16 protein-coding genes and 2 pseudogenes are annotated in these 21,844 nt (G+C 23.4%); 10 read left to right on the forward strand and 8 right to left on the reverse strand.

What is annotated here, in order from left to right:
* The first annotated feature begins 179 nt into the window (after window positions 1-179).
* Window positions 180-1,277, forward strand: a pseudogene (gene ribD / locus D9V74_RS03000) (bifunctional diaminohydroxyphosphoribosylaminopyrimidine deaminase/5-amino-6-(5-phosphoribosylamino)uracil reductase RibD).
* Window positions 1,278-1,303: 26 nt separating this feature from the next.
* Window positions 1,304-1,741, forward strand: coding sequence for a transcription antitermination factor NusB (gene nusB, locus D9V74_RS02185; protein ID WP_158362872.1), 438 nt, complete (start codon window positions 1,304-1,306; stop codon window positions 1,739-1,741).
* A 24-nt stretch (window positions 1,742-1,765) separates the two neighbouring features.
* Here the strand turns inward: nusB and dxs are convergent, their stop codons facing one another.
* The 3 genes from dxs to D9V74_RS02200 all read right to left on the reverse strand — a co-directional run bounded on the left by dxs (window position 1,766) and on the right by D9V74_RS02200 (window position 5,745).
* Window positions 1,766-3,586 (reverse strand): 1-deoxy-D-xylulose-5-phosphate synthase, encoded by a 1,821-nt coding sequence (gene dxs, locus D9V74_RS02190; RefSeq protein WP_158362874.1) that lies wholly within the window; start codon window positions 3,584-3,586, stop codon window positions 1,766-1,768.
* 18 nt (window positions 3,587-3,604) lie between these two features.
* Complete coding sequence (locus D9V74_RS02195; RefSeq protein ID WP_158362876.1) at window positions 3,605-4,492, reverse strand: polyprenyl synthetase family protein; 888 nt, start codon at window positions 4,490-4,492, stop codon at window positions 3,605-3,607.
* Between the two features lie 92 nt (window positions 4,493-4,584).
* Window positions 4,585-5,745, reverse strand: coding sequence for an MFS transporter (locus tag D9V74_RS02200; protein WP_158362878.1), 1,161 nt, complete (start codon window positions 5,743-5,745; stop codon window positions 4,585-4,587).
* Between the two features lie 60 nt (window positions 5,746-5,805).
* On the opposite strand from D9V74_RS02200, the gene D9V74_RS02205 reads away from it, so the two are divergent.
* Window positions 5,806-6,150, forward strand: coding sequence for a TusE/DsrC/DsvC family sulfur relay protein (locus tag D9V74_RS02205; RefSeq protein ID WP_158362880.1), 345 nt, complete (start codon window positions 5,806-5,808; stop codon window positions 6,148-6,150).
* Between the two features lie 45 nt (window positions 6,151-6,195).
* Here the strand turns inward: D9V74_RS02205 and cyoE are convergent, their stop codons facing one another.
* The 5 genes and pseudogenes from cyoE to cyoA all read right to left on the reverse strand — a co-directional run bounded on the left by cyoE (window position 6,196) and on the right by cyoA (window position 10,939).
* Entirely contained in the window at window positions 6,196-7,059 is an 864-nt protein-coding gene (gene cyoE / locus D9V74_RS02210) for a heme o synthase (RefSeq protein ID WP_158362882.1), read from the reverse strand.
* 17 nt (window positions 7,060-7,076) lie between these two features.
* Window positions 7,077-7,400: a cytochrome o ubiquinol oxidase subunit IV gene (gene cyoD / locus D9V74_RS02215; RefSeq protein WP_158362884.1), complete on the reverse strand. Its 324-nt coding sequence runs from the start codon at window positions 7,398-7,400 to the stop codon at window positions 7,077-7,079.
* Window positions 7,400-8,020 (reverse strand): cytochrome o ubiquinol oxidase subunit III, encoded by a 621-nt coding sequence (cyoC, locus tag D9V74_RS02220; protein ID WP_158362886.1) that lies wholly within the window; start codon window positions 8,018-8,020, stop codon window positions 7,400-7,402. Before cyoC ends, cyoD begins: the two co-directional genes overlap by 1 nt.
* Window positions 8,017-10,004 (reverse strand): annotated as a pseudogene (gene cyoB, locus D9V74_RS02225) (cytochrome o ubiquinol oxidase subunit I). Before cyoB ends, cyoC begins: the two are co-directional and overlap by 4 nt.
* Before the next feature lie 68 nt (window positions 10,005-10,072).
* On the reverse strand, window positions 10,073-10,939 hold the full coding sequence (cyoA, locus tag D9V74_RS02230; protein WP_158362890.1) for a ubiquinol oxidase subunit II: 867 nt from the start codon (window positions 10,937-10,939) through the stop codon (window positions 10,073-10,075).
* Window positions 10,940-11,211: 272 nt separating this feature from the next.
* Between cyoA and D9V74_RS02235 the strand changes: the two genes are divergently transcribed.
* The 7 genes from D9V74_RS02235 (at window position 11,212) to D9V74_RS02265 (ending at window position 21,834) form a co-directional block, all read left to right on the forward strand.
* Window positions 11,212-11,520 carry a BolA family protein gene (locus tag D9V74_RS02235; protein ID WP_158362891.1) on the forward strand — a complete coding sequence of 103 codons (309 nt, stop codon included), beginning with the start codon at window positions 11,212-11,214 and terminating at the stop codon, window positions 11,518-11,520.
* Between the two features lie 113 nt (window positions 11,521-11,633).
* Window positions 11,634-12,953: a trigger factor gene (gene tig, locus D9V74_RS02240; RefSeq protein WP_158362892.1), complete on the forward strand. Its 1,320-nt coding sequence runs from the start codon at window positions 11,634-11,636 to the stop codon at window positions 12,951-12,953.
* Window positions 12,954-13,041: 88 nt separating this feature from the next.
* On the forward strand, window positions 13,042-13,656 hold the full coding sequence (clpP, locus tag D9V74_RS02245; RefSeq protein WP_158362893.1) for an ATP-dependent Clp endopeptidase proteolytic subunit ClpP: 615 nt from the start codon (window positions 13,042-13,044) through the stop codon (window positions 13,654-13,656).
* Between the two features lie 94 nt (window positions 13,657-13,750).
* Window positions 13,751-15,034 (forward strand): ATP-dependent Clp protease ATP-binding subunit ClpX, encoded by a 1,284-nt coding sequence (clpX, locus tag D9V74_RS02250; protein ID WP_158362894.1) that lies wholly within the window; start codon window positions 13,751-13,753, stop codon window positions 15,032-15,034.
* A gap of 193 nt (window positions 15,035-15,227) precedes the next feature.
* Window positions 15,228-17,576: an endopeptidase La gene (gene lon, locus D9V74_RS02255; protein ID WP_158362895.1), complete on the forward strand. Its 2,349-nt coding sequence runs from the start codon at window positions 15,228-15,230 to the stop codon at window positions 17,574-17,576.
* Window positions 17,577-17,692: 116 nt separating this feature from the next.
* Complete coding sequence (locus D9V74_RS02260; RefSeq protein ID WP_158362897.1) at window positions 17,693-19,588, forward strand: SurA N-terminal domain-containing protein; 1,896 nt, start codon at window positions 17,693-17,695, stop codon at window positions 19,586-19,588.
* Window positions 19,589-20,085: 497 nt separating this feature from the next.
* Window positions 20,086-21,834 (forward strand): SmdA family multidrug ABC transporter permease/ATP-binding protein, encoded by a 1,749-nt coding sequence (locus D9V74_RS02265; RefSeq protein WP_158362899.1) that lies wholly within the window; start codon window positions 20,086-20,088, stop codon window positions 21,832-21,834.
* Window positions 21,835-21,844 lie beyond the last annotated feature (10 nt).

The following is a 21,844-nucleotide window of genomic DNA, read 5'->3' on the forward strand; positions in this document are numbered from 1 at the left end:
ATATTAAAAAGTATTAATTGATTAGAAATATTTATTAAAATATTTTCGATAAATTTTATACATATTAAATATTTAAAATCAATTAAAAATTTAAAATTTTTCTAAAAATATTTTAATCATGAAATTAAAAATTTTTGAAAGATATAAACATGTTGGTAAAAATGAACGATATATTTTATATGAAAAGAGCTATTAAAATTAGTAAATTAGGAGAATTTACAACTTCACCAAACCCTAATGTAGGATGTGTAATTGTAAAAAATAATAATATTATAGGAGAAGGATGGCATCAAAAAACAGGAAAAAATCATGCGGAAATTAATGCCTTGATAATGGCTGGAAAACAGGCAAAAGGGAGTACAGTATATATAACATTAGAACCATGTAGTTATTTTGGAAAAACTCCTCCTTGCTGTAATGCATTAGTAAAAGCAGGGATACATAAGGTGATAATCTCAAATCTTGATCCAAATCCTAAAGTTTATGGAAAAGGTATTGCATATTTAAAAAAACACGGTATTTTAGTAAAAATAGGTGTATTATCGAAAGAATCAAAAAAATATAATAAAGGCTTCTTTAAGAGAATGAAAACTGGTCTTCCATGAATACAACTTAAATTAGCTATGTCTGTAGATGGAAGAATTGCTACAAAATATGGTGAAAGTAAATGGATTACTTCAAAATATGCACGTCAAGATGTTCAAAAATTTAGAGCAAAAAGTTCAGCTATTTTGACTAGCAGTTCTACTATTCTTACTGATAATCCAAAATTAAACGTACGAGAAAAAGAATTTGATAAAAAAACATTATCTATTTTTCCTAAAAAACTATTTCAACATCCAATTAGAATTATTTTAGATAGTCAAAATCGTGTACAACCACATCATGAGATTATTAAAACAATAGGAAATATTTGGTTAATACGATTAAAATTAGATCAAAATATATGGCCTAAAAATACAAAACAAATTATAGAAAAAGAACACAAAAATAAAATTAATATATATTCTTTATTAAAATTTTTAGGAAAATCAAATATTAATAATATTTGGGTAGAAGCAGGTAGCCAATTATCAGGATTTTTATTAAAGCAAAATTTAATAGATGAATTAATTATATATATAGCTCCTAAAATATTAGGACATGAAGCTAAACCATTATGTATGGTTTATAACCAATTAAAACTGTCAAATGCTCTTCAATTTAACTTTCAAGATATTTGTCAGATAGGTCCTGATATTAGATTAATATTATCTTCTAAAAAATTTAATAACTAATATATAAAATAAGAGAAATTTTATTTATGAAACCATTATATCGACGAAAAGCACGAATATGTGCATTACAAATATTATATTCTTGGGAAATAATGTCTCATAATAACATCAAAGATAGTGCTTTTCAGTTTTTACAAGAAATTAATAAAAAAAATATTGATATAGAATATTTTTATGAATTGATTATCGGTGTTACATATCATTATAAAAATATAGATAATTTAATAAAACCCTATTTATTTAGATCTTTAAAAGAATTAGGACATATTGAAAAATCTATTCTAAGAATATCATTCTATGAATTATATAAAAGAAATGATATACCATATAAAGTATCTATCAATGAGGGAATTGAATTAGCTAAATTATTTGGTTCCGAAGATAGTCATAAATTTATTAACGGAGTATTAGATAAAGTTGCATTTACGATGGGATATAATAAAAAAAAAAATATAGCTATATAAAATGTCTTTTATTCATTGTTATTTTTACTCTTTTTTTAGCCAACAAAAAATTTGTTTATAAATACCTCTCTCATCTAGTTCATAATCATGTCTGATTTCTTCTTGCGTACCTTGCGGGATAAAAATATCAGGTAAACCGATATTTAAAACAGGTAAACAAATTTTGTTAATCATCATAAATTCATTAACAGCACTTCCTGCTCCACCAGAAATTACACCTTCTTCAATAGTAACAAAAAATTTATGTTTAGAAGATAATTTTAAAATCATATTTTTATCTAAAGGTTTAACAAAACGCATATCAACTAATGTTGCATCTAAATTATTAGCTGCAAAAAAAGCACATTGTAATAATACACCAAAATTTAAAATTGCTATTTTTTTTCCATACCTTTTTATTAAAGACTGTCCTAATGGAATGCTATTCATTGGCATTAATAATGTTCCAATACCTTTTCCTTTAGGATATCTGACTACACAAGGACCTTGATTATACATATAACCAGTATAAAGCATTTGACGACATTCATTTTCGTTACTAGGAGTCATAATAACTATTCCAGGGATACATCTTAAAAAAGCTAAATCAAAAATACCTTGATGAGTTGGTCCATCATTCCCAACAATTCCACTTCGATCCACAGCAAATAAAATAGATAATTTTTGTAAAGCAACATCATGTATAATTTGATCATACGCTCGTTGTAAAAAAGTAGAATAAATAGAAACAACTGGTTTATAACCGCTAACAGCTAAACCAGCAGCAAAAGTGACAGCATGTTGTTCAGCGATAGCAACATCAAAATACTGCTTTGGGAAAAGACGAGAAAATTTTAACATACCAGAACCTTCACACATTGCAGGAGTAATAGCAATAAGTTTGTTATCAAATGTAGCTATTTCACAAAGCCATGAACCGAAAACATCTGAATAACTTAATATTTCAGAAGATAACTTATTTTTTTCAGATATTGCATGCCATTTAATAGGATCTAATTCTGCTGGAAGATAACCTTTTCCTTTTTTAGTTACGAGATGCAACATATAAGTATCTTTTTTCTTTTTAATTTCTTTCAATATATTAATAATAGAAAAAATATTATGTCCATCAAATGGACCCAAATATTTAAAACCTAAATGAGAAAATATTGAATGTAAATAAAAATTAATATTTTTAATATTTTTATAACATTTCTGTTTCCATATGTGAAATTTAATTTCATCTTTTAAACTTTTTTTAATATTTCTTAACATTTTTAAATGAGTGTCTAAAGCACCAACATTTTTAGAAATAGACATTTGATTATCATTTAATATGACTAAAAAATCAGATTTAATTACTCCAGCATGATTCATAGCTTCAAATGCCATCCCTGCAGTTATTGCTCCATCACCAATGATACAAACAGTTTTTCTATTTTTTCCTTCTTTCTCTGCTGCAACAGACATCCCTAAACCTGCACTAATTGAAGTAGAAGAATGTCCAACACTAAACACATCATATTCACTTTCATCACGATAAGGGAATCCATGTAATCCATTTTTTTTACGAATACTATTAATTTTTTCTATTCTTCCAGTTAATATTTTATGAGGATATGCTTGATGTCCTATATCCCATAATAAATTATCAAACGGTGTTCTATAAATATAATGCAGTGCTACAGTAATTTCCACAACACCTAAACCAGAAGCAAGATGTCCATGCGAAATAGTTATAACATCTAATAAATATTGTCTTAATTCACAACATAATTGTGGCAATTCTTCAATAGGTAAACATCGTAAATTTTTTACTGAATTAGCAAAAGATAAAATAGGATATTTTGTAAGATTAAAATTCATTAGATACTCATATTTAATTTATTTTATAGGTTTCATTATAAAGTTTATGAATTTTTTTAATATTTTTGTATCAAAAGATTTATTTTTTAAATGATCTAAAGCTAAAAATGATTTTTTATATAGCTTATTAACTTGTATTTTTGACTCTTCTAAACCTATTACAGCCGGATAAGTATTTTTTTTAATAATTGCAGAATTTTTTACTTTTATACTATCGTGTTGTATATCTAAGATATCATCTTGAATTTGAAATGCTAAACCAATAGAAACTGAAAAAAAATCTAAAATAGATAAAATAGATTTAGAAAAACTATTAGAAGCAAAATATGTTAAACGTACAGCAGACCGCATTAAAAATGCAGTTTTATATAAATTAATCATATTTAACTCGGAAATACTTACTATTTTTTTTTGTGATTCTAAATCTAACATTTGACCTACACACATCCCTGACGAACCAATAGAATAAGATAATTCAGAAATCATTTTTATGCGCTTGATATTAGATATATTTGGCATGAAATTATTTGATAAAATATTAAATGCAAGACTTTGTAAAGCATCTCCAGCAAGTAAAGAAATATCTTCACCATATTTAATATGACAAGAAACTTTTCCTCTTCTAAAATTATCATTATCCATACATGGTAAATCATCATGTATTAAAGAATACGAATGGATACATTCTATTACTGAAGATATTGTATCTAATGTTATTATATTTATTTTAAGCATATCACCAGTCGCATATACCAAAGATGAGCGCAATCTTTTGCTTCCTGAAAATAGACTATATTGCATTGCTTTTAAAAGATCTGATTTCTGAAAAGGAAGACGATGCAATATATCATATAATTTTCTATTTACACGATATTGACTAATTTTATAAAAATTAAAAAAATTCATATATTTCAAACCTAAATAAATAAAAAAATATCAATCAAAAAAATAATTGTATAAATATAATATTTAATAAAAAGAATCATACTATAAAAAAACTATTTTTTTAAAAAACAACTAATAAAAAACCATGTTACAATAATACACATTTGAAATAAATATATTTGAAATATATTTAAAAAACTATAAATCCATCCCCCTAAAATACCTCCAAAACCAATTCCTAAAAATTGACTAGTCGAATAAATGCTCATAATACTACCTTTATAATTGTTTGATATTCTTTTATTTAACTCAGAGGGAAGAAAAACTTCAAGAAAATTAAAAGAGATAAAAAATATTTGCAAAGCAATTAATAACCATAAAAAAGAACTATTTGAAAAGAAAAAAATCAATTCTGAGAAAAACATAAAAATAATAGATATTTCAATAATATTATCTAAAAAATATTGTTTTTTACAATAAAATATAAATACAAATAAAATTGCAAAAGAAATTAATATAGTATAAAAATAAAGTTTCCAATGATTATTTAATAAATAACCTAATATTTCTAATTGATGAGGTATTATCATAAAATTAATCATTAAAATAAAATGTAAAAAAAATATACCCATATAAGATCTAAAAAAGAATTGATTTAAAAAAAATTTTAAAAATTCATTATATGAAGAAAACATATATTTTTTTATATATTCTTTATTTTTTAAAATAGGAATGAACAAATAAATTATTATTATACAAATAATAGATAAAAATGCAGATATCCAAAAAATTGAAAAAAAACCAAAATATTGAATTATTAAAGGTCCTGATATCATTGAAATCAAAAAAGATAAAGCAAAACTAACACCAATTGCAGAAATAGATTTAATTCGATGTTCTGCACGGATTAAATCTGATAAAAGAGCCATACATACACCAGATATCGCACCTGAACCTTGTAGAAATCTACCGATTATTAATCCCCAAATCGAATGAACATTGGCTGAAATAATATTTCCAGAAAAAAACATTAAAAGACCTATCAGAATTATTTTTTTCCGTCCAAATTTATCTGATAATATTCCTAATGGAATTTGAAAAAAAACTTGAGCAAAACCATATATTCCTATTGATAAACCAATTAAAAATTCATTGCTACCATCTAACAATATACCGTATTTACTCAATACAGGAAGAACCATAAACATACCTAACATCCGCAATAAAAAAATTAAACAAAAACTTAATGTTACTTGTAATTCTAAAAAATTCATTTTATAATCCTTTGCAATCTAATATTTTTTAATATACACATTAATCTATATATCTAAAATATGAATATTAAAAATAAAAACACTAAAATATATAAAAAAATTGAAAAAGATTCCGAAGGATATTTAAAAAAAACTACAGATTGGAATATAAACATCGCAAAAGAAATTGCAAAAATAGAAAATATTAATCTTAGCGCTGATCATTGGAAAATAATTATTTTTATAAGAAAGTTTTATTTGAAATTTAAAATTACACCATCAATGAGAATGTTAATAATAAGTATAAAAAAAAAAATGAATTGTTCTAAAATTAATAGCATTTATTTATTTCAACTTTTTCCCAAGGGACCAGCTCAACAAGCCAGTAAAATTGCTGGTATCCCTAAACCAAATGCATGTTTGTAAAATAAAATAGTTAATTAATATAAATAATTGAATATAAAATATACTTTATGTACTCAAAAAAACATCTGTTGCTATTAAGAAATTAAATACAACTATAACTATAATTGAAAAGAAAAATAATTGATCTGCATTATTTTTATGATTATTTTTTTTAATACTTAGATAAGATAAAAATAACCAATAAAAATTTATTATAGATGATAAAAATAAAAAATTATAACTAAGATAACCAAAGAAAGATAATAAAGAACTAAAAAAAATAAAAGCAAGAATATATAAAAAAATATGTTTTTTTGTTTTCAAAGAACCTTTTATTACAGAAAAAACAGGAATATTAGCTTTTTTATAATCAATTCTTCTAAAAATAGAAATAGAGTAAAAATGAGACATTTGCCAGAAAATAAGAATAATAAATAATAATATAGAAGACATATCAATAACATGAGATACTGCAACATAACCAATAATAGCAGGAGTAGAACCTGAAAAACTCCCAATAAATGTAGAATATATTGATGTTCTTTTATATATTAATGTATATAAAATTACATATATAAAAAATCCTAACATTGAGACAATCATTGATAAATAATTTACTAACACACCTAATATAGATATTCCTGATATTCCTAAAAATACAGCAAAAATTAAAGCAGAACGAAAAGAAATTAAATTCCTTGATAATACTCTAGTATTTGTACGGTTCATTTTTTGATCTATATCACGATCAATTATATTATTAAATATACAAGCAGAAGCTATTACTAACGAGCCACCGAAAATCGTATATATTAATAAATATAAATTAAAAATAATATTACGAGACGCAAATAAAAAACCTCCTATAATTAAAACAATATTTCCAATAATAATACCTGGTTTCATTATCTCTAAATAATTTTTTAACATATAAATTTTATCAATATTTAATTATGATAAATGTGATGATTTAAGTGATGCATAATCCATATAGAACCAAATATAACAATAAAAATAATTATAATCACAAAAAATAAAGTTATTAAGTGCCATTTTTTCTCTTCAGAAAAATTTAAATGTAAAAAATATACAAAATGAACAAATATTTGACAAATAGCACAAATTAAAAAAATAATATAATTAATTTCATGAGAAAAAAATTTTTTTATTGCTAATATAAAAGGTATTAACGTTAAACATAACGAAAGTAAAAAACCTAAAAAATAAGATTTTGTTTCTTCATTAATATTTAATTTGATTATATTAAACATTAAATAGACCCATTTAAGTAAACGAAAGTGAAAATGCAAACCCATATAATATCTAAAAAATGCCAAAAAATACTTAAACATAAAATACGATTATAAATTGTATTAGTTAAACCTAAATTTTTTAATTGATAAAGAATTGATAATATTAATACTAATCCAAAAAAAATATGAACTCCATGTGTTCCTACAAGAGTAAAAAAAATAGAAAATAATGCATGTTTATCAGGACTAAAATTGTTTTTTATTAATTCATAAAACTCATAAATTTCCATACATAAAAACATAAAACCTAAAATAAAAGTAATTGTTAAATAACAATAAAGCATCTGATATTTTTTTTTATTCATTGCAATAACAATCAAACCAGATGATAAAGAACTTAATAATAATAAAAATGTTTCTAATAATACAGAAGATAAATTAAATATTTCATTACTTATAAGATTAATTGTTACATTTGAAGAAAATATTGCATAAACAGCAAATAAAACTGCAAATATAATACAATCACTCATTAAGTATATCCATAAACCAAATAATTTATTATTATCTAATTGTTTCTTTAGAGTACCATTGAAGTTGACTTTTGATGTAATATTATTATTTTCATATTTTATCATTTTAAACCTGCTTTTAAGTGTTTTTTAAATGTTGATTTTCAATTTTTTTTATATCTTCGATGGAAATTATATATTCCTTATCTTCATTAAGACTATTTTTAATTAAACTAATCATTATCAAAATAAAAGATACACAACATAACCAAGTTATATGCCATACAGCTGAAAAACCAAAGAATAAAGAAAATAAACTAATTAAAAAACCTAATCCTGTATTTTTTGGCATATGAATTTCCTGATAATTTTTATTAAATATTTCTTTTTTATAATTTTCATTATATTTTTTTTCCCAAAAATCATCTCTATATTGTATTTTAGGAATAATTGCAAAATTATATAACGGAGCTGGAGAAGAAGTAGACCATTCTAAAGTTCTTCCGTCCCAAGGATCTCCTGTTAGATCTAAATTATATTGACGATTTCTAATAGAAATCACAAATTGAATTATTTGACATATAATACCAAGTCCTATTAAAATTGCCCCAATAGCAGCAAAACATAGTAATGGATGAAATTCAGAATTAATATTTTGGCTTAAACGACGTGTCATACCCATTAGACCTAAAAAATACAAAGGAATAAATGCAAACAAAAATCCTATCATCCAAAACCAAAAAGCACGTTTTCCCCATTTTTCATTTAAAATAAAACCAAACAATTTAGGAAACCAATAATTAATACCAGCAAAGCAACCAAAAACAACACCACCAATTATCACATTATGAAAATGTGCAACTAAAAATAAACTATTATGTAAAATAAAATCAGCTGGAGGAACTGATAAAAGAACACCAGTCATTCCACCAACAGAAAAAGTTATTAAAAAACCCAGAGTCCATAACATTGAAGAATGTATATATATGCGACCTTGGTACATTGTAAATAGCCAATTAAAAATTTTCACACCAGTAGGAATAGCTATAATCATTGTAGTAATCCCAAAAAAAGCATTGACATTAGCACCTGCTCCCATGGTAAAAAAATGATGTAACCAAACAATGAATGATAAAATAGTAATAGATAATGTTGCCCAAACTAATGATACATATCCAAATAAACTTTTCTTTGAAAAAGTAGGTACTATTTCGGAAAATATACCAAATACTGGAAGTACTAAAATGTATACTTCTGGATGACCCCAGATCCATATTAAATTAACATACATCATCGCATTTCCACCTAAATCATTAGTAAAAAAATGAAAATTAAAATAACGATCTAGAGTAAGAAATATTAAAGTGATGGTTAAAACTGGAAATGAAATAACTATAAGAATATTAGTGCATAAAGCTGTCCAAGTAAAAACTGGCATTTTAAAAAAAGACATACCTGGTGCTCTCATATTTAAAATAGTTACTAAAAAATTAATTCCTGTTAAAGTTGTTCCAATACCAGAAATCTGTAAACTCCAAATCCAGTAATCAACTCCTACACCAGGACTATATTCAATACCAGATAGAGGAGGGTAAGCTAACCAACCTGTTTGAGCAAATTCACCAATTCCTAAGGATAAAGTTAGCAATATAGCACTGCTTGCATTCAACCAAAAACTTAAATTATTCAGAAAAGGAAACGCTACATCACGAGCTCCAATTTGTAAAGGTATAACTAAATTCATTAAACCAATCACAAGAGGCATTGCTACAAAAAAAATCATTATTACACCGTGAGCTGTAAATATTTGATCATAATGATGTGGTGGTAAAAATCCTTGATAACCTGCCGATGAAATTACTTGTTGCGTACGCATTAATATTGCATCAATAAAACCTCGAAACAACATAATAAAAGAAAGTATTCCATACATAATAGATATTTTTTTATGATCTACTGTAGTGAACCATTCAGACCATAAATATTGCCATTTTTTATAATAAGTAATAGTTGTTACAAGACATAATGCAATTAAAATAATCGCACTATATGTAACCATAATAATTGGCTCATTATATGGTATAGCATCAAATGTTAATTTTCCAAACATGTTCTTTCTTTCCTCATACTTCATATTTATTATTTTTGTTATTTATTTTTTACGCAAAACATTTAGATCTAAGATTCTATGTTTTTTGAAGAATGTTCTTTAACAATTTGATTAAATAAATTTTTTTCAACATAAGAGAAATATTTTATTGAATAATTTTCATTTGGAATAGATATAATATTAAAATCTTTGATTGTTCTTAATGTTTCAGGTGACATTTTTATTTTTTTCACCCAATTTAAAAAACAATTATTTTTTAAAACAGATAAAACTGTAAATTTCATATTAGAAAAACCTTTACCACTATAATTAGATGATATTCCTTTATATTTTCCTGGATTATTAGAAATTAAATTTAATTTTGTTATCATACCTGGCATAGCATATATTTGACTTCCTAAAGCCGGAATAAAAAAAGCGTTCATGACAGATCTTGAAGTAATACGAAAAATAACTGGTCTATTAACAGGAAACATAATTTCATTAATAGTCGCAATATTATAATCTGGATAAATAAATAACCATTTCCAATCTAAAGCTATTACATCAATATTAATAGGATTGTTAGTAGAAATTATAGACTTTTCAGGTTCTAATTTGTGAGTATTATCCCAAGATAAAAATGCTAAAAAAGAAACTATTAGTATTGGAATAGTCCATACAGCAATTTCTATTTTTTTTGAATCTGACCAATTAGGTCTATATATCTGATTGATTTTAGTTGACCGATATTTTAAAGAAAAATATATAGTCATAAAAATCACAGGAAGTATAATAAATAACATCATAATAAAAGATATTAATATTAAAGAATATTCTTTTATAGCAATAGATCCATGAACATCAGCAATTAAACTACTACATCCATTAAGAAAAAAAAACACTAATATTAATGATATTACTCTAAAAAATTTAGTATAATTTAAACATGTCATTCAATAACCTTAAAATAATATTATTATATTAAAAAATATTTTTATATATAATTGATTATAAAAGATAAATAAAAATGTTATCAATACCAGTAATAATTCTTGAAATAATTGAATTATTTCTTAAAAATTGATAAAATTTAATGAATATTTTCATTTTAAGACATTTAAAAAAACGTCATATAAAACTGTTAATTATAAAAATATTCTTTTTTTAAAATACTTTTATTGATTTTTTTATTTATATTCATAAAACTAGGAATTAATATTAATTAATGATTTTACAAAAAATAAAACAATATTTAGTATCTACAATGAATACTAATTTTATTCAAATTTATGATCATAGCCATTATCATAATCATGAAAAAAAAAATCTTACACATATTAAAATAGTTATCGTAAGCAATGATTTTAAAAATCAAACATTAGTTCATAGACATCGTATGATTTTTTCAAAATTATTAAAAATTAAAAAAATATACTCATTAACACTTGAAACTTATACTTCAGATGAATGGCAAGAGAATAAATATAAAATTAATAATGATACTAAATGTTTAAAAAAAAATAGTATTCTATAAGTGATTAAAACATAACAAAAACATAATGTTAGAAAAATTTAATAAAAAAATATCAAAAAATTTCAAAATACAGAAAATCTAAAATGATAAAATTAATCGTTTGAGGTAATTAGATGAAATTTGTTATGGAAAAACTTAAAGATGCAGGACATCGTGTTACAATCAATATTCCAAAAACAATAATTGATAATTCTGTTTTAAAAGAATTTATAAAAATTAGTAAAACAAAAAATATTAATGGATTTAGAAAAGGTAAAATTCCAATTAAATTTATAGAAAAAGAATATGGTGATGCCATTTATTATGATATATTTAAGCAACTAATGCAAAAATTTTTTTATGAATTTATAAGAGAAAAAAATATAAAAATTATTGGTGCACCAAGATATTATATTCATGAAAATCAAGATAAAATAGAAAAACAGTATAAATATTCTGTCATCTATGAAATTTATCCTCAATTTAAAATTGATGATATTAAAAATATAGAAGTAAACAAAATAGATGTTCAAATTAAAAATGAAGATATTCGAAATAGTATAATAAAAAATAAATTACACAACATTTTTTGGAAAAAAGTAAATAGACCTATTCAATTAAATGATCGTGTAACAATTGATTATTATGTTTACAAAAATCGTTTTTTAATTCAACAATTTAACAAAAAAAATTTTATATTTATAGTATCTCACAACACATTAATACCTCAATTAAAGTATAAAATAATTAATCGTGTTATTAACGATATATTTTTTTTTAAAATAAAATTGCATCAATTACATCCAGAAAAAAAACTTCAAAATAAAGAAATTATATGCAAAATTAAAATTATTCAAATTGAAGCACAAGATGAAAAAAAAATATATGAAAAAAACATTATAAAAAAAACATTAGAAACAATAGATTATTTAAATATAAAACAAAATATTAGTTTACAAATAAATCAAATCACTGATAAATATCTTGAAGATCAAATAATTGAACAAATTATTAAAAAAAATATTATATCAATACCTCCTCTTTTATTTGAACAATACAAACAAACTATATATAAAAAATTTGTAAAACAATATGAAGAAGAAAATGCGAATATATTAGAAAAAAAATATCATTACAATATTGATATACAAGTCAAAAAAAAATTATGTATGAAAATTTTATTAGAAAAAATTATATCTGATAACAAAATATTTTTAGATGAAAAATATATGCAATCTTTAATAAAAAAAATATCTTTAAATTATCAAAAACCAAAAGAAATTATTTATTTATACAATAATAATAAAAATTTTCAAAATACTATAAAAAATATAGAATTAAAAAATCAAGCTATGATTCTTTTAAAAAAAAGAATAAAAATTATTAAAAAATATTGGAATTTTGATTATTTTATCAATTATAACTGGGCAACTCATGAAGAATTCATTTTCTAAATTTAAGTTAGTTAAAGTAGACTAAAATTATAAAAATTATTTATACAAACAATATTAATTGTAATATCAAATTTTTTTAGGAATTAAAATGCTATATAGTAATAATACAAAAAATGTCAATGGAACATTGATTCCAATGGTTATAGAACAACATTCTAGAGGAGAACGTTCATATGATATATATTCGAGATTATTAAAGGAAAGAATAATTTTTATTATAGGACCTATTGAAGATAATATGGCAAATAATATCATAGCTCAAATATTATTTTTAGAATCTGAAAATCCAGAAAAAGATATATTTTTATATATTAATTCTCCAGGAGGTATCATTACTTCAGGTATGTCAATTTATGACACAATGCAATTTGTCAAACCAGAAATTAGTACTATTTGCATAGGTCAAGCATGTTCAATGGCTGCTTTGTTATTAACTTCTGGAACTAAAGGAAAAAGATTTTGTTTACCTAATTCTAAAGTCATGATTCATCAACCATTAGGTGGATATCAAGGACAAGCTTCAGACATTGCAATTCATGCACGAGAAATTATGGCAATGAAAAAAAAACTAAATACATTAATGTCTTTTCATACAGGTCAATCTATAAAAAAAATTAATAAAGATACAGAACGTGATTGTTTTTTATCAGCATATGAATCTATTCAGTATGGACTAACTGATCTAGTTTTAACTAAACGTTAAAATTTATTTAAGATATTTTTATAAGAAATTTTCTTTAAATACATAGAATCTATTTACTCAAAAAAACATAAAAAATATAAAAACGAGGTTAAGAATGATAGACAAGAGTAAAGACAATTCTAAAACATTACTTTATTGTTCTTTTTGTGGGAAAAATCAAAAAGAAGTACAAAAGCTAATCGCTGGACCAACAGTTTATATATGTGATGAATGCATTAAATTATGTCATAATATTATTACTGAAGAGACTCTAGAAAAAAAAATAAAAAATACTACAAATAAAATTAATCACTTACCTAAACCTGATGAAATAAAAAAATATTTAGATAACTATGTGATTGGACAAGATCATACCAAAAAGATATTATCTGTTGCAGTTTATAATCATTATAAACGTTTACGTAATATTAACAATGATACACATACGGTAGAATTAGGTAAAAGTAATATTTTATTAATAGGACCAACAGGTAGTGGAAAAACATTGTTAGCACAAACATTAGCTAAATTTTTAGATGTTCCATTTGCTATTGCAGATGCAACAACTTTAACAGAAGCAGGATATGTAGGAGAAGATGTTGAAAATGTTATTCAAAAATTATTACAAACATGTAAATATGATATTCAAAAAGCAGAATTAGGTATTATTTATATAGATGAAATAGACAAAATAGCACGAAAATCTGATAATCCATCAATTACTAGGGATGTATCTGGAGAAGGAGTTCAACAAGCCTTGTTAAAATTAATTGAAGGAACTTTAGCTTCTATTCCTCCTCAAGGAGGACGGAAACATCCACAACAAGAATTTTTACAAATAAATACTGCGAATATATTATTTATATGTGCCGGAGCATTTTTAGAATTATCTAAAATCATTTCCAAAAGACTAGATACTGGAACAGAAATAGGTTTTAACGCAAATGTCAAGGAAAAAAAACAAAAAATATCAGAAGACTGTTTGTTAAAAAAAGTTGAACCTGAAGATTTAGTGAAATTTGGATTAATTCCTGAATTTATTGGTCGTTTACCAATTATAACAATATTAAATCAATTAACTGAAGATATACTAACTCAAATATTATATCAACCTAAAAATGCTTTAATTAAACAATATCAAATGTTATTTCAATTAGATAAAGTTCAATTAGAATTCAATACAGCATCTATTAAAGCTATTGCTCAAAAAGCAATAAATAAAAAAACAGGTGCTAGAGGCCTTCGTTCTATTATTGAAAATATATTATTAAATACAATGTACGAATTACCATCTATGGATCATGTAAAAAAAGTTTTAATTAATGAATCAGTTATCAATTCTAATTCATCACCTAAAATAATATATGAAAAAAAACAAATCAAAAAAAGCATCGAGTAAATAAAAAGAACATTCGATGATCTTAAAAAATAAAAGTAATAACTTTTATTTTCTCAAACGCTTAACATCACATGTCAAGCGACCATTCCGATATACTTGACTGATTATAGGTATAAATACCGCATATTTTATTATTACATCTTGCAGATTTTAACAATAAATAGCGGAAATTCAACTACTAAGAGAGAGCTCTATGAATTCTGAGCGTTCTGAACGTATTACAATCCCTGTCTTGCCATTAAGAGATGTAGTAATATATCCTCATATGGTAATTCCATTATTTGTAGGTCGTAAAAAATCAATTCAATGTATTGAAAATTCTATGAATAATGATAAAAAAATTATGTTGATTGCACAAAAAGAAGCATCTAAAGATGAACCTACTGAAAAAGATTTATTTAAAATTGGAACCATTAGTGCAATTTTACAAATGTTAAAATTACCAGATGGAACAGTAAAAGTGCTAATAGAAGGACTTCAACGTGGTTCTATTCACAATTTAATAAACAATGGACAGCACTTTATTGCAGAAGTTGAATTAATTTTTTCTCCAAAAATATTAGAAAAAGAACAAGAAATATTAATCCGAACTACAATTAATCAATTTGAATCTTATATTAAACTAAATAAAAAAATTCCATCAGAAATATTAAATACTCTTAATAATATTACAAATTCAGAAAAATTAGCAGATACTATTGCTGCTCATATGCCATTAAAATTAACTGATAAACAATCAGTATTAGAAATACGTAATATCAATGAAAGATTAGAGTTTTTAATGGCGATTATGGAATCTGAAATAGATTTATTGTTAGTAGAAAAAAGAATTAGAGATCGTGTCAAAAAACAAATGGAAAAGAGTCAAAGAGAATATTATTTAAATGAACAAATGAAAGCTATTCAAAGAGAATTAGGAGATATGGATGAAGTTCCAGATGAAAATCAAATATTAAAACGTAAAATTAAAATATCCAAAATGCCTAAAGAAGCTAAAGAAAAAACGGAATCAGAATTACAAAAATTAAAAATGATGTCACCGATGTCGGCAGAAGCAACAGTAGTGCGCAGTTATATTGATTGGATGATACAAATCCCTTGGTATACTCGAACTAAAATAAAAAAAGATATCCAACAAGCTAAAAAAATTTTAGATCTTGATCATTTTGGTCTTGAAAAAGTTAAAGAAAGAATATTAGAATATTTAGCAGTACAAAGTCGACAAAATAAAATAAAAGGTCCTATATTATGTTTAATTGGTCCTCCTGGTGTAGGAAAAACATCATTAGGTAAATCAATTGCAAGATCAACAGGAAGAAAATATGTACGCATGGCATTAGGAGGGATCAGAGATGAAGCTGAAATTAGAGGTCATAGACGCACATATATAGGTGCTATGCCCGGAAAATTAATTCAAAAAATGGTAAAAGCCAAGGTAAAAAATCCTTTATTTTTACTAGATGAAATTGATAAAATGTCTTGTGATATTAGAGTAGATCCAGCTTCTGCTTTATTAGAAGTTTTAGACCCAGAACAAAATACAACATTTAATGATCATTATCTAGAAGTAGATTATGATCTTTCTGATGTAATGTTTGTAGCAACATCTAATTCTATGAATATACCTTCACCACTTCTTGATCGTATGGAAATTATAAGACTTTCTGGTTATACTGAAAATGAAAAATTAAACATAGCAAAAAAATATCTCTATCCAAAACAAATAGAAAGAAACGCATTAAAAAAAGATGAATTAATAATTACTGATTGTGCAATAATAAATATTATTCAACATTATACTCGTGAAGCTGGAGTGCGCAATTTAGAAAGAGAAATTTCTAAAATATGTAGAAAGGTAGTAAAAAATTTACTTTTAGATAAATCTTTAAATAACATCATAGTTGATAGTAAGAATCTAAAAAAATTTTTAGGTATAAAACGTTTTGACTATGGAAAAATTCACAAAAAAAACCAAATTGGTCAAGTGATTGGTTTAGCTTGGACAGAAGTTGGTGGAGAATTGCTAACTATTGAAACTGCATGTATACCAGGAAAAGGAAAACTTACATATACTGGCTCTTTAGGGGAAGTTATGCAAGAATCTATTCAAGCAGCATTGACTGTAGTTCGTTCTCAAGCACATAAATTAGGGATTCAAAAAAATTTTTATGAAAAATATGATATTCATGTTCATGTTCCTGAAGGTGCAACACCAAAAGATGGACCAAGTGCTGGTATCGCAATGTGTACAGCTATAGTTTCATCACTAAAAAGTAATCCTGTTAAATATAATATCGCAATGACAGGGGAAATAACTTTATTAGGTCAAGTATTACCTATTGGTGGATTAAAAGAAAAACTATTAGCAGCACATCGTGGAGGGATCAAAATAGTATTAATACCATATGATAACAAACGTCATTTAGAAGAAATACCTCAAAATATTATTGAAGGATTAAAAATATATCCAGTAAAAAATATTACAGAAGTGTTAAAATTAGCATTAGAAAAAACACCTTATATTTTAATAAAGAAAAAATAATATTATACTAGTAAAATTAAAAAAATCTTGGCTGACAAAAATTGTCAGCCTTTATATTTCACAATAAACATATTTTTTCTTGAAAGAATATTGAAAATATATAGGATAATAAAATTATGAAAAAATATTTTCTATCACGATCAAATCGTATTATGGTCAAGTGTATTTTAGGTATTATTATTTTTTCTTTAATATTCAGTACAATGCATGGTTATATAAATTATAATTCTGAAAAATATATAGCAACCGTCAATGGTGAAAAAATTAGTCTAAACACTTTTAAAAAAATGTATTTTCTTGAACAAGAAAAACAAAAAAAAATCTTGGGAAAAAATTTTTTTAAAATATATAATAACAAAAATTTTATAAAAAAAACATACGATCATGTTATAATTCAATTAGTTAACAATATTCTTTTAGAGCAATATGCAAAAAAAATAAAATTACAAACCAATGACTCGGAGATTAAACAAATAATATTAAATTCTCCTTTATTTCAAAAAAATAAAATATTTAACAAAGAACAATATTTTAATTATCTAGCATCTATAAATTTAACTAATGATGAATACATTAATATAATTAAAACAAAAATAAACACAGAAAATTTAATCAATACTATTATCCATAGTAGTTTTGTTTTAAAAAATGAACAAAATAATATTATAAAATTACTGTCTCAAAAAAGAGTAATTAAAAAATCAACTATTACAATCAATCCGATAATTCATCAACAAAAAGTATCTAAAATCGAAGCACAGAATTATTTTTATAAAAATAGAAATAATTTTTATATTCCTGAAAAATTTAAAATACATTTTGTTAAATTACATCTGAATCAGTTTAAATCTAGTTGTAATAATAAAGAAATTAATGATTTCTATTTTAAAAATATTCAACAATATTTCACAAAAGAAAAAAAAAGATACAGCATTATTCAAACTAAAAGTAAAAAAGAAGCTTTATTAATATTATCCGAATTATCTAATAAACCAGAAAATTTTTCAAAAATTGCTAAAACAAAATCAATTGATCCTATATCATCCCAAAAAGGTGGTGATATTGGTTGGATGTCATCTGAAATTATACCTAATGAAATTAAAATAGCTAATCTACAAAAAAAAAACCAAATATCTGATGTAATTCCATTTCATAATGAATTTTTAATTGTTAAATTAAATGACATTTCACCTCCTCGACAAAAAAACATTCAGGAAGTATCCAATATAATTACAAAAAAAATTCAATATAAAAAATCTTTAAATTTATATAATACTTTTATTAATCAAATCTCTAGTATTATTAAAAACGATCCAAAAAAAGTTGAAGATATTCTTAAAAAGAATAATTTATTAATTAAAGAAACAAATTGGTTTGATCAAAATTCTATTCCTAAAGATTTAAATTATGATATTTTAAAAAAAGTAATTTTTCAGGAAAAATTACTTCAAAAAAATCACGCATTAAAACCATATTTTAATTTTATTGTTTTAAACAAAAATACATCTTTTTTAATTAAATTAATAAATTTTCAAAACAAAAAAAAACAAGTATTTCAACAAGTTCAAAATAATATTATTAAGAAATTAAAAATCATAAAAGCTATACAATACACTAAACAAAAAGTAGAAAACATTATCCGTGAATTAAATGAAGGAAAAAATAATTTATTTCAGAAATCTCATCTATATTTTAGTAAACCTGAAATTATATCTCGCTATGATCATGATCCTATTACATCAATTATTTTTTCTTTACCTCAACCTAAAGACGGCAAAAAAAAATATGCTTCATATCAAGATCAAAATAAAAATTTTGTGATTGTATCACTTGAAAAAACTTATAATACAAAATTTTCTCCAGAAGAAAAAAATATGATTCTTGAATATTTGGAAAAAAATAATATCCAAGTTATTTTTGATTCTATTCTTAAAGACCTTCGTGAAAAATCAATTATTACATATAATAGGACAGAATATGATGAATATTTTATCAAGAATAACTCGAGATAAACAACTGTTTGTATAGAAATAACTTTTTAAAAAATACACATTTTGATAAAAAATATATCATTAATTATTATAAAAAAATTTTCATAACATTTTTTTATTTTCATGAATACTATTATATGATTTATAAAAATTTACTTAAAATTACTTGAAATTAATATTTTTTATAAATTATTAACATATTTGTTTTATTATATTGTATTTTATTCAGATGTATAACTTATAATTTAAATTTTATAAATATATAGAACATAAAATTAATTACAATATTCTCAAATATATTCGTTATTTAAATATGTATTTTATTTTTTGAATATATTTTTTTTATCCAATTTTCAAAATAGAAATATATTTTTGAGTTGATATTTGTTTATGTTATTTATGTTATTTTTTATAAATCATGTACAATATTTTAAAATATATTAAATTATTGTTTAAAAAACAATAAATATTTTAATATTAAAAAATTAATTTTATAATATTTAAATTAGGGCGTTTTTGTGAAATTATTCAGTCAATTAAGATGGTTTTTTATACGAGAATGGACAAGATATTTAGGAGCAATTATATTATTAATAATAATTGCTATTTTACAATTATTACCACCTAAAATAGTGGGTCTTTTAATAGATTTGATTATAAAAAAAAATATTCATAATTTACAAATCATCATATGGATTTCTATTATTCTTGTAATTGCTATTATTGTTTATATGTTACGTTATTTATGGAGAATACTTTTATTTGGTGCTTCTTATAAATTAGCTATTGAATTAAGAGTGAAATTTTATTCTTATCTAAGTCAACAAAATCAAATATTTTATTTAAAAAATAGAACTGGAGATTTAATAGCTAGATCAACAAACGATGTAGATCGTATAGTATTTGCTGCAGGAGAAGGGGTGTTGACGCTTGTAGATTCATTAGTTATGGGTTTATCTGTTTTAATAGTTATGAGTACTCAGATTAGTTTTTTATTAACTATTATTTCTCTATTACCTATGCCTATTATGGCTTTATTAATTAAAAAATATGGAAAAGCATTACATGAAACTTTTCGTAATGCTCAGATTTCTTTTTCTTCATTAAATAATCAAACACAAGAAATACTCACTAGTATTCGCATGATCAGAGCTTTTGGATTAGAAAAAAATCAATTAAAAAAATTTAATCATATTGTTTCTGAAACAGGAAAAAAAAACATGGAAGTCGCTAAAATTGATGCTTGTTTTGATCCAGTCATTTATTTATCAGTAGCTTTTTCTAATTTATTAGCAATTATAAGTGGAGGATCATTAGTATGGAATAATCAAATTACTATAGGACAATTAACTAGTTTTATTATGTATTTAGGATTAATGATTTGGCCTATGTTAGCATTAGCATGGATGTTTAATATAGTCGAACGAGGTAGTGCTGCATGGGAAAGAATTTATTCAATTATCAACACAGAACCTGACATTCCAGATGGAAATAAAAATATCCCAGAATCTCCTGGAATATTAAAAATTAATATTAATAAATTTTATTATCCAAGTAAAACAATTCCATCTTTACAAAAGATAAATGTTATTCTTCAACCAGGAAATACTTTAGGTATTTGTGGACCTACAGGATCTGGAAAAAGTACTATATTAAAACTTATTCAAAGACAATTTAATTTTATTAATAAAGAAGATATTACATATCATTCATTATCATTATTAGAATTTAAAATTAATGATTGGCGCAGTCGTCTATCAGTTGTGAATCAAACTTCTTTTTTATTTTCAGATAGCATATCTAATAATATTTCTTTAGGAAAACCAAATGCGTCAAAAGAAGAAATTGAGACAGTAGCAAAACTAGCTGATATACATAAAGACATTATTGATTTACCAAATCAATATGATACTCAAGTCGGAGAGCGTGGTGTTATGTTATCTGGTGGTCAAAAACAACGTATTTGTATAGCACGTGCTTTATTGCTAAATACAGAAATATTAATACTTGATGATGCTCTATCTGCTGTCGATTCACAAACAGCAAGTAATATTTTAAATAATATTAACAATTGGAAGAAAAAGGGACATTCTTTAATTATTACAACACATCGTTTATCTACATTAATTAACGCTAATGAAATTATAGTTATTAAAAATGGTGTAATTATACAAAGAGGAAATCATTTGAAATTAATTCAAGAAGAAAATTGGTATAAATCTATGTATGATTATCAACAATTAGAAAAAAAACTTGAGGATTATTAAAAAATAGGTG

The organism is Buchnera aphidicola (Macrosiphoniella sanborni) (genome assembly GCF_005080885.1).
In the GTDB taxonomy this organism is placed as follows: Bacteria; Pseudomonadota; Gammaproteobacteria; order Enterobacterales; family Enterobacteriaceae; genus Buchnera; species Buchnera aphidicola_AU.

Bases quoted from the DNA above. Each gene is read 5' to 3' on its own strand.
- D9V74_RS02200 (WP_158362878.1), bottom strand. From the start codon at position 5,745: ATGAATTTTTTAGAATTACAAGTAACATTAAGTTTTTGTTTAATTTTT.
- dxs (WP_158362874.1), bottom strand. From the start codon at position 3,586: ATGAATTTTAATCTTACAAAATATCCTATTTTATCTTTTGCTAATTCA.
- D9V74_RS02260 (WP_158362897.1), top strand. From the start codon at position 17,693: ATGAAAAAATATTTTCTATCACGATCAAATCGTATTATGGTCAAGTGT.
- cyoA (WP_158362890.1), bottom strand. From the start codon at position 10,939: ATGACATGTTTAAATTATACTAAATTTTTTAGAGTAATATCATTAATA.
- cyoC (WP_158362886.1), bottom strand. From the start codon at position 8,020: ATGATAAAATATGAAAATAATAATATTACATCAAAAGTCAACTTCAAT.
- D9V74_RS02195 (WP_158362876.1), bottom strand. From the start codon at position 4,492: ATGAATTTTTTTAATTTTTATAAAATTAGTCAATATCGTGTAAATAGA.
- clpP (WP_158362893.1), top strand. From the start codon at position 13,042: ATGCTATATAGTAATAATACAAAAAATGTCAATGGAACATTGATTCCA.
- cyoD (WP_158362884.1), bottom strand. From the start codon at position 7,400: ATGTTTAATATAATCAAATTAAATATTAATGAAGAAACAAAATCTTAT.
- tig (WP_158362892.1), top strand. From the start codon at position 11,634: ATGAAATTTGTTATGGAAAAACTTAAAGATGCAGGACATCGTGTTACA.
- D9V74_RS02235 (WP_158362891.1), top strand. From the start codon at position 11,212: ATGATTTTACAAAAAATAAAACAATATTTAGTATCTACAATGAATACT.
- clpX (WP_158362894.1), top strand. From the start codon at position 13,751: ATGATAGACAAGAGTAAAGACAATTCTAAAACATTACTTTATTGTTCT.
- D9V74_RS02205 (WP_158362880.1), top strand. From the start codon at position 5,806: ATGAATATTAAAAATAAAAACACTAAAATATATAAAAAAATTGAAAAA.
- nusB (WP_158362872.1), top strand. From the start codon at position 1,304: ATGAAACCATTATATCGACGAAAAGCACGAATATGTGCATTACAAATA.
- cyoE (WP_158362882.1), bottom strand. From the start codon at position 7,059: ATGTTAAAAAATTATTTAGAGATAATGAAACCAGGTATTATTATTGGA.
- lon (WP_158362895.1), top strand. From the start codon at position 15,228: ATGAATTCTGAGCGTTCTGAACGTATTACAATCCCTGTCTTGCCATTA.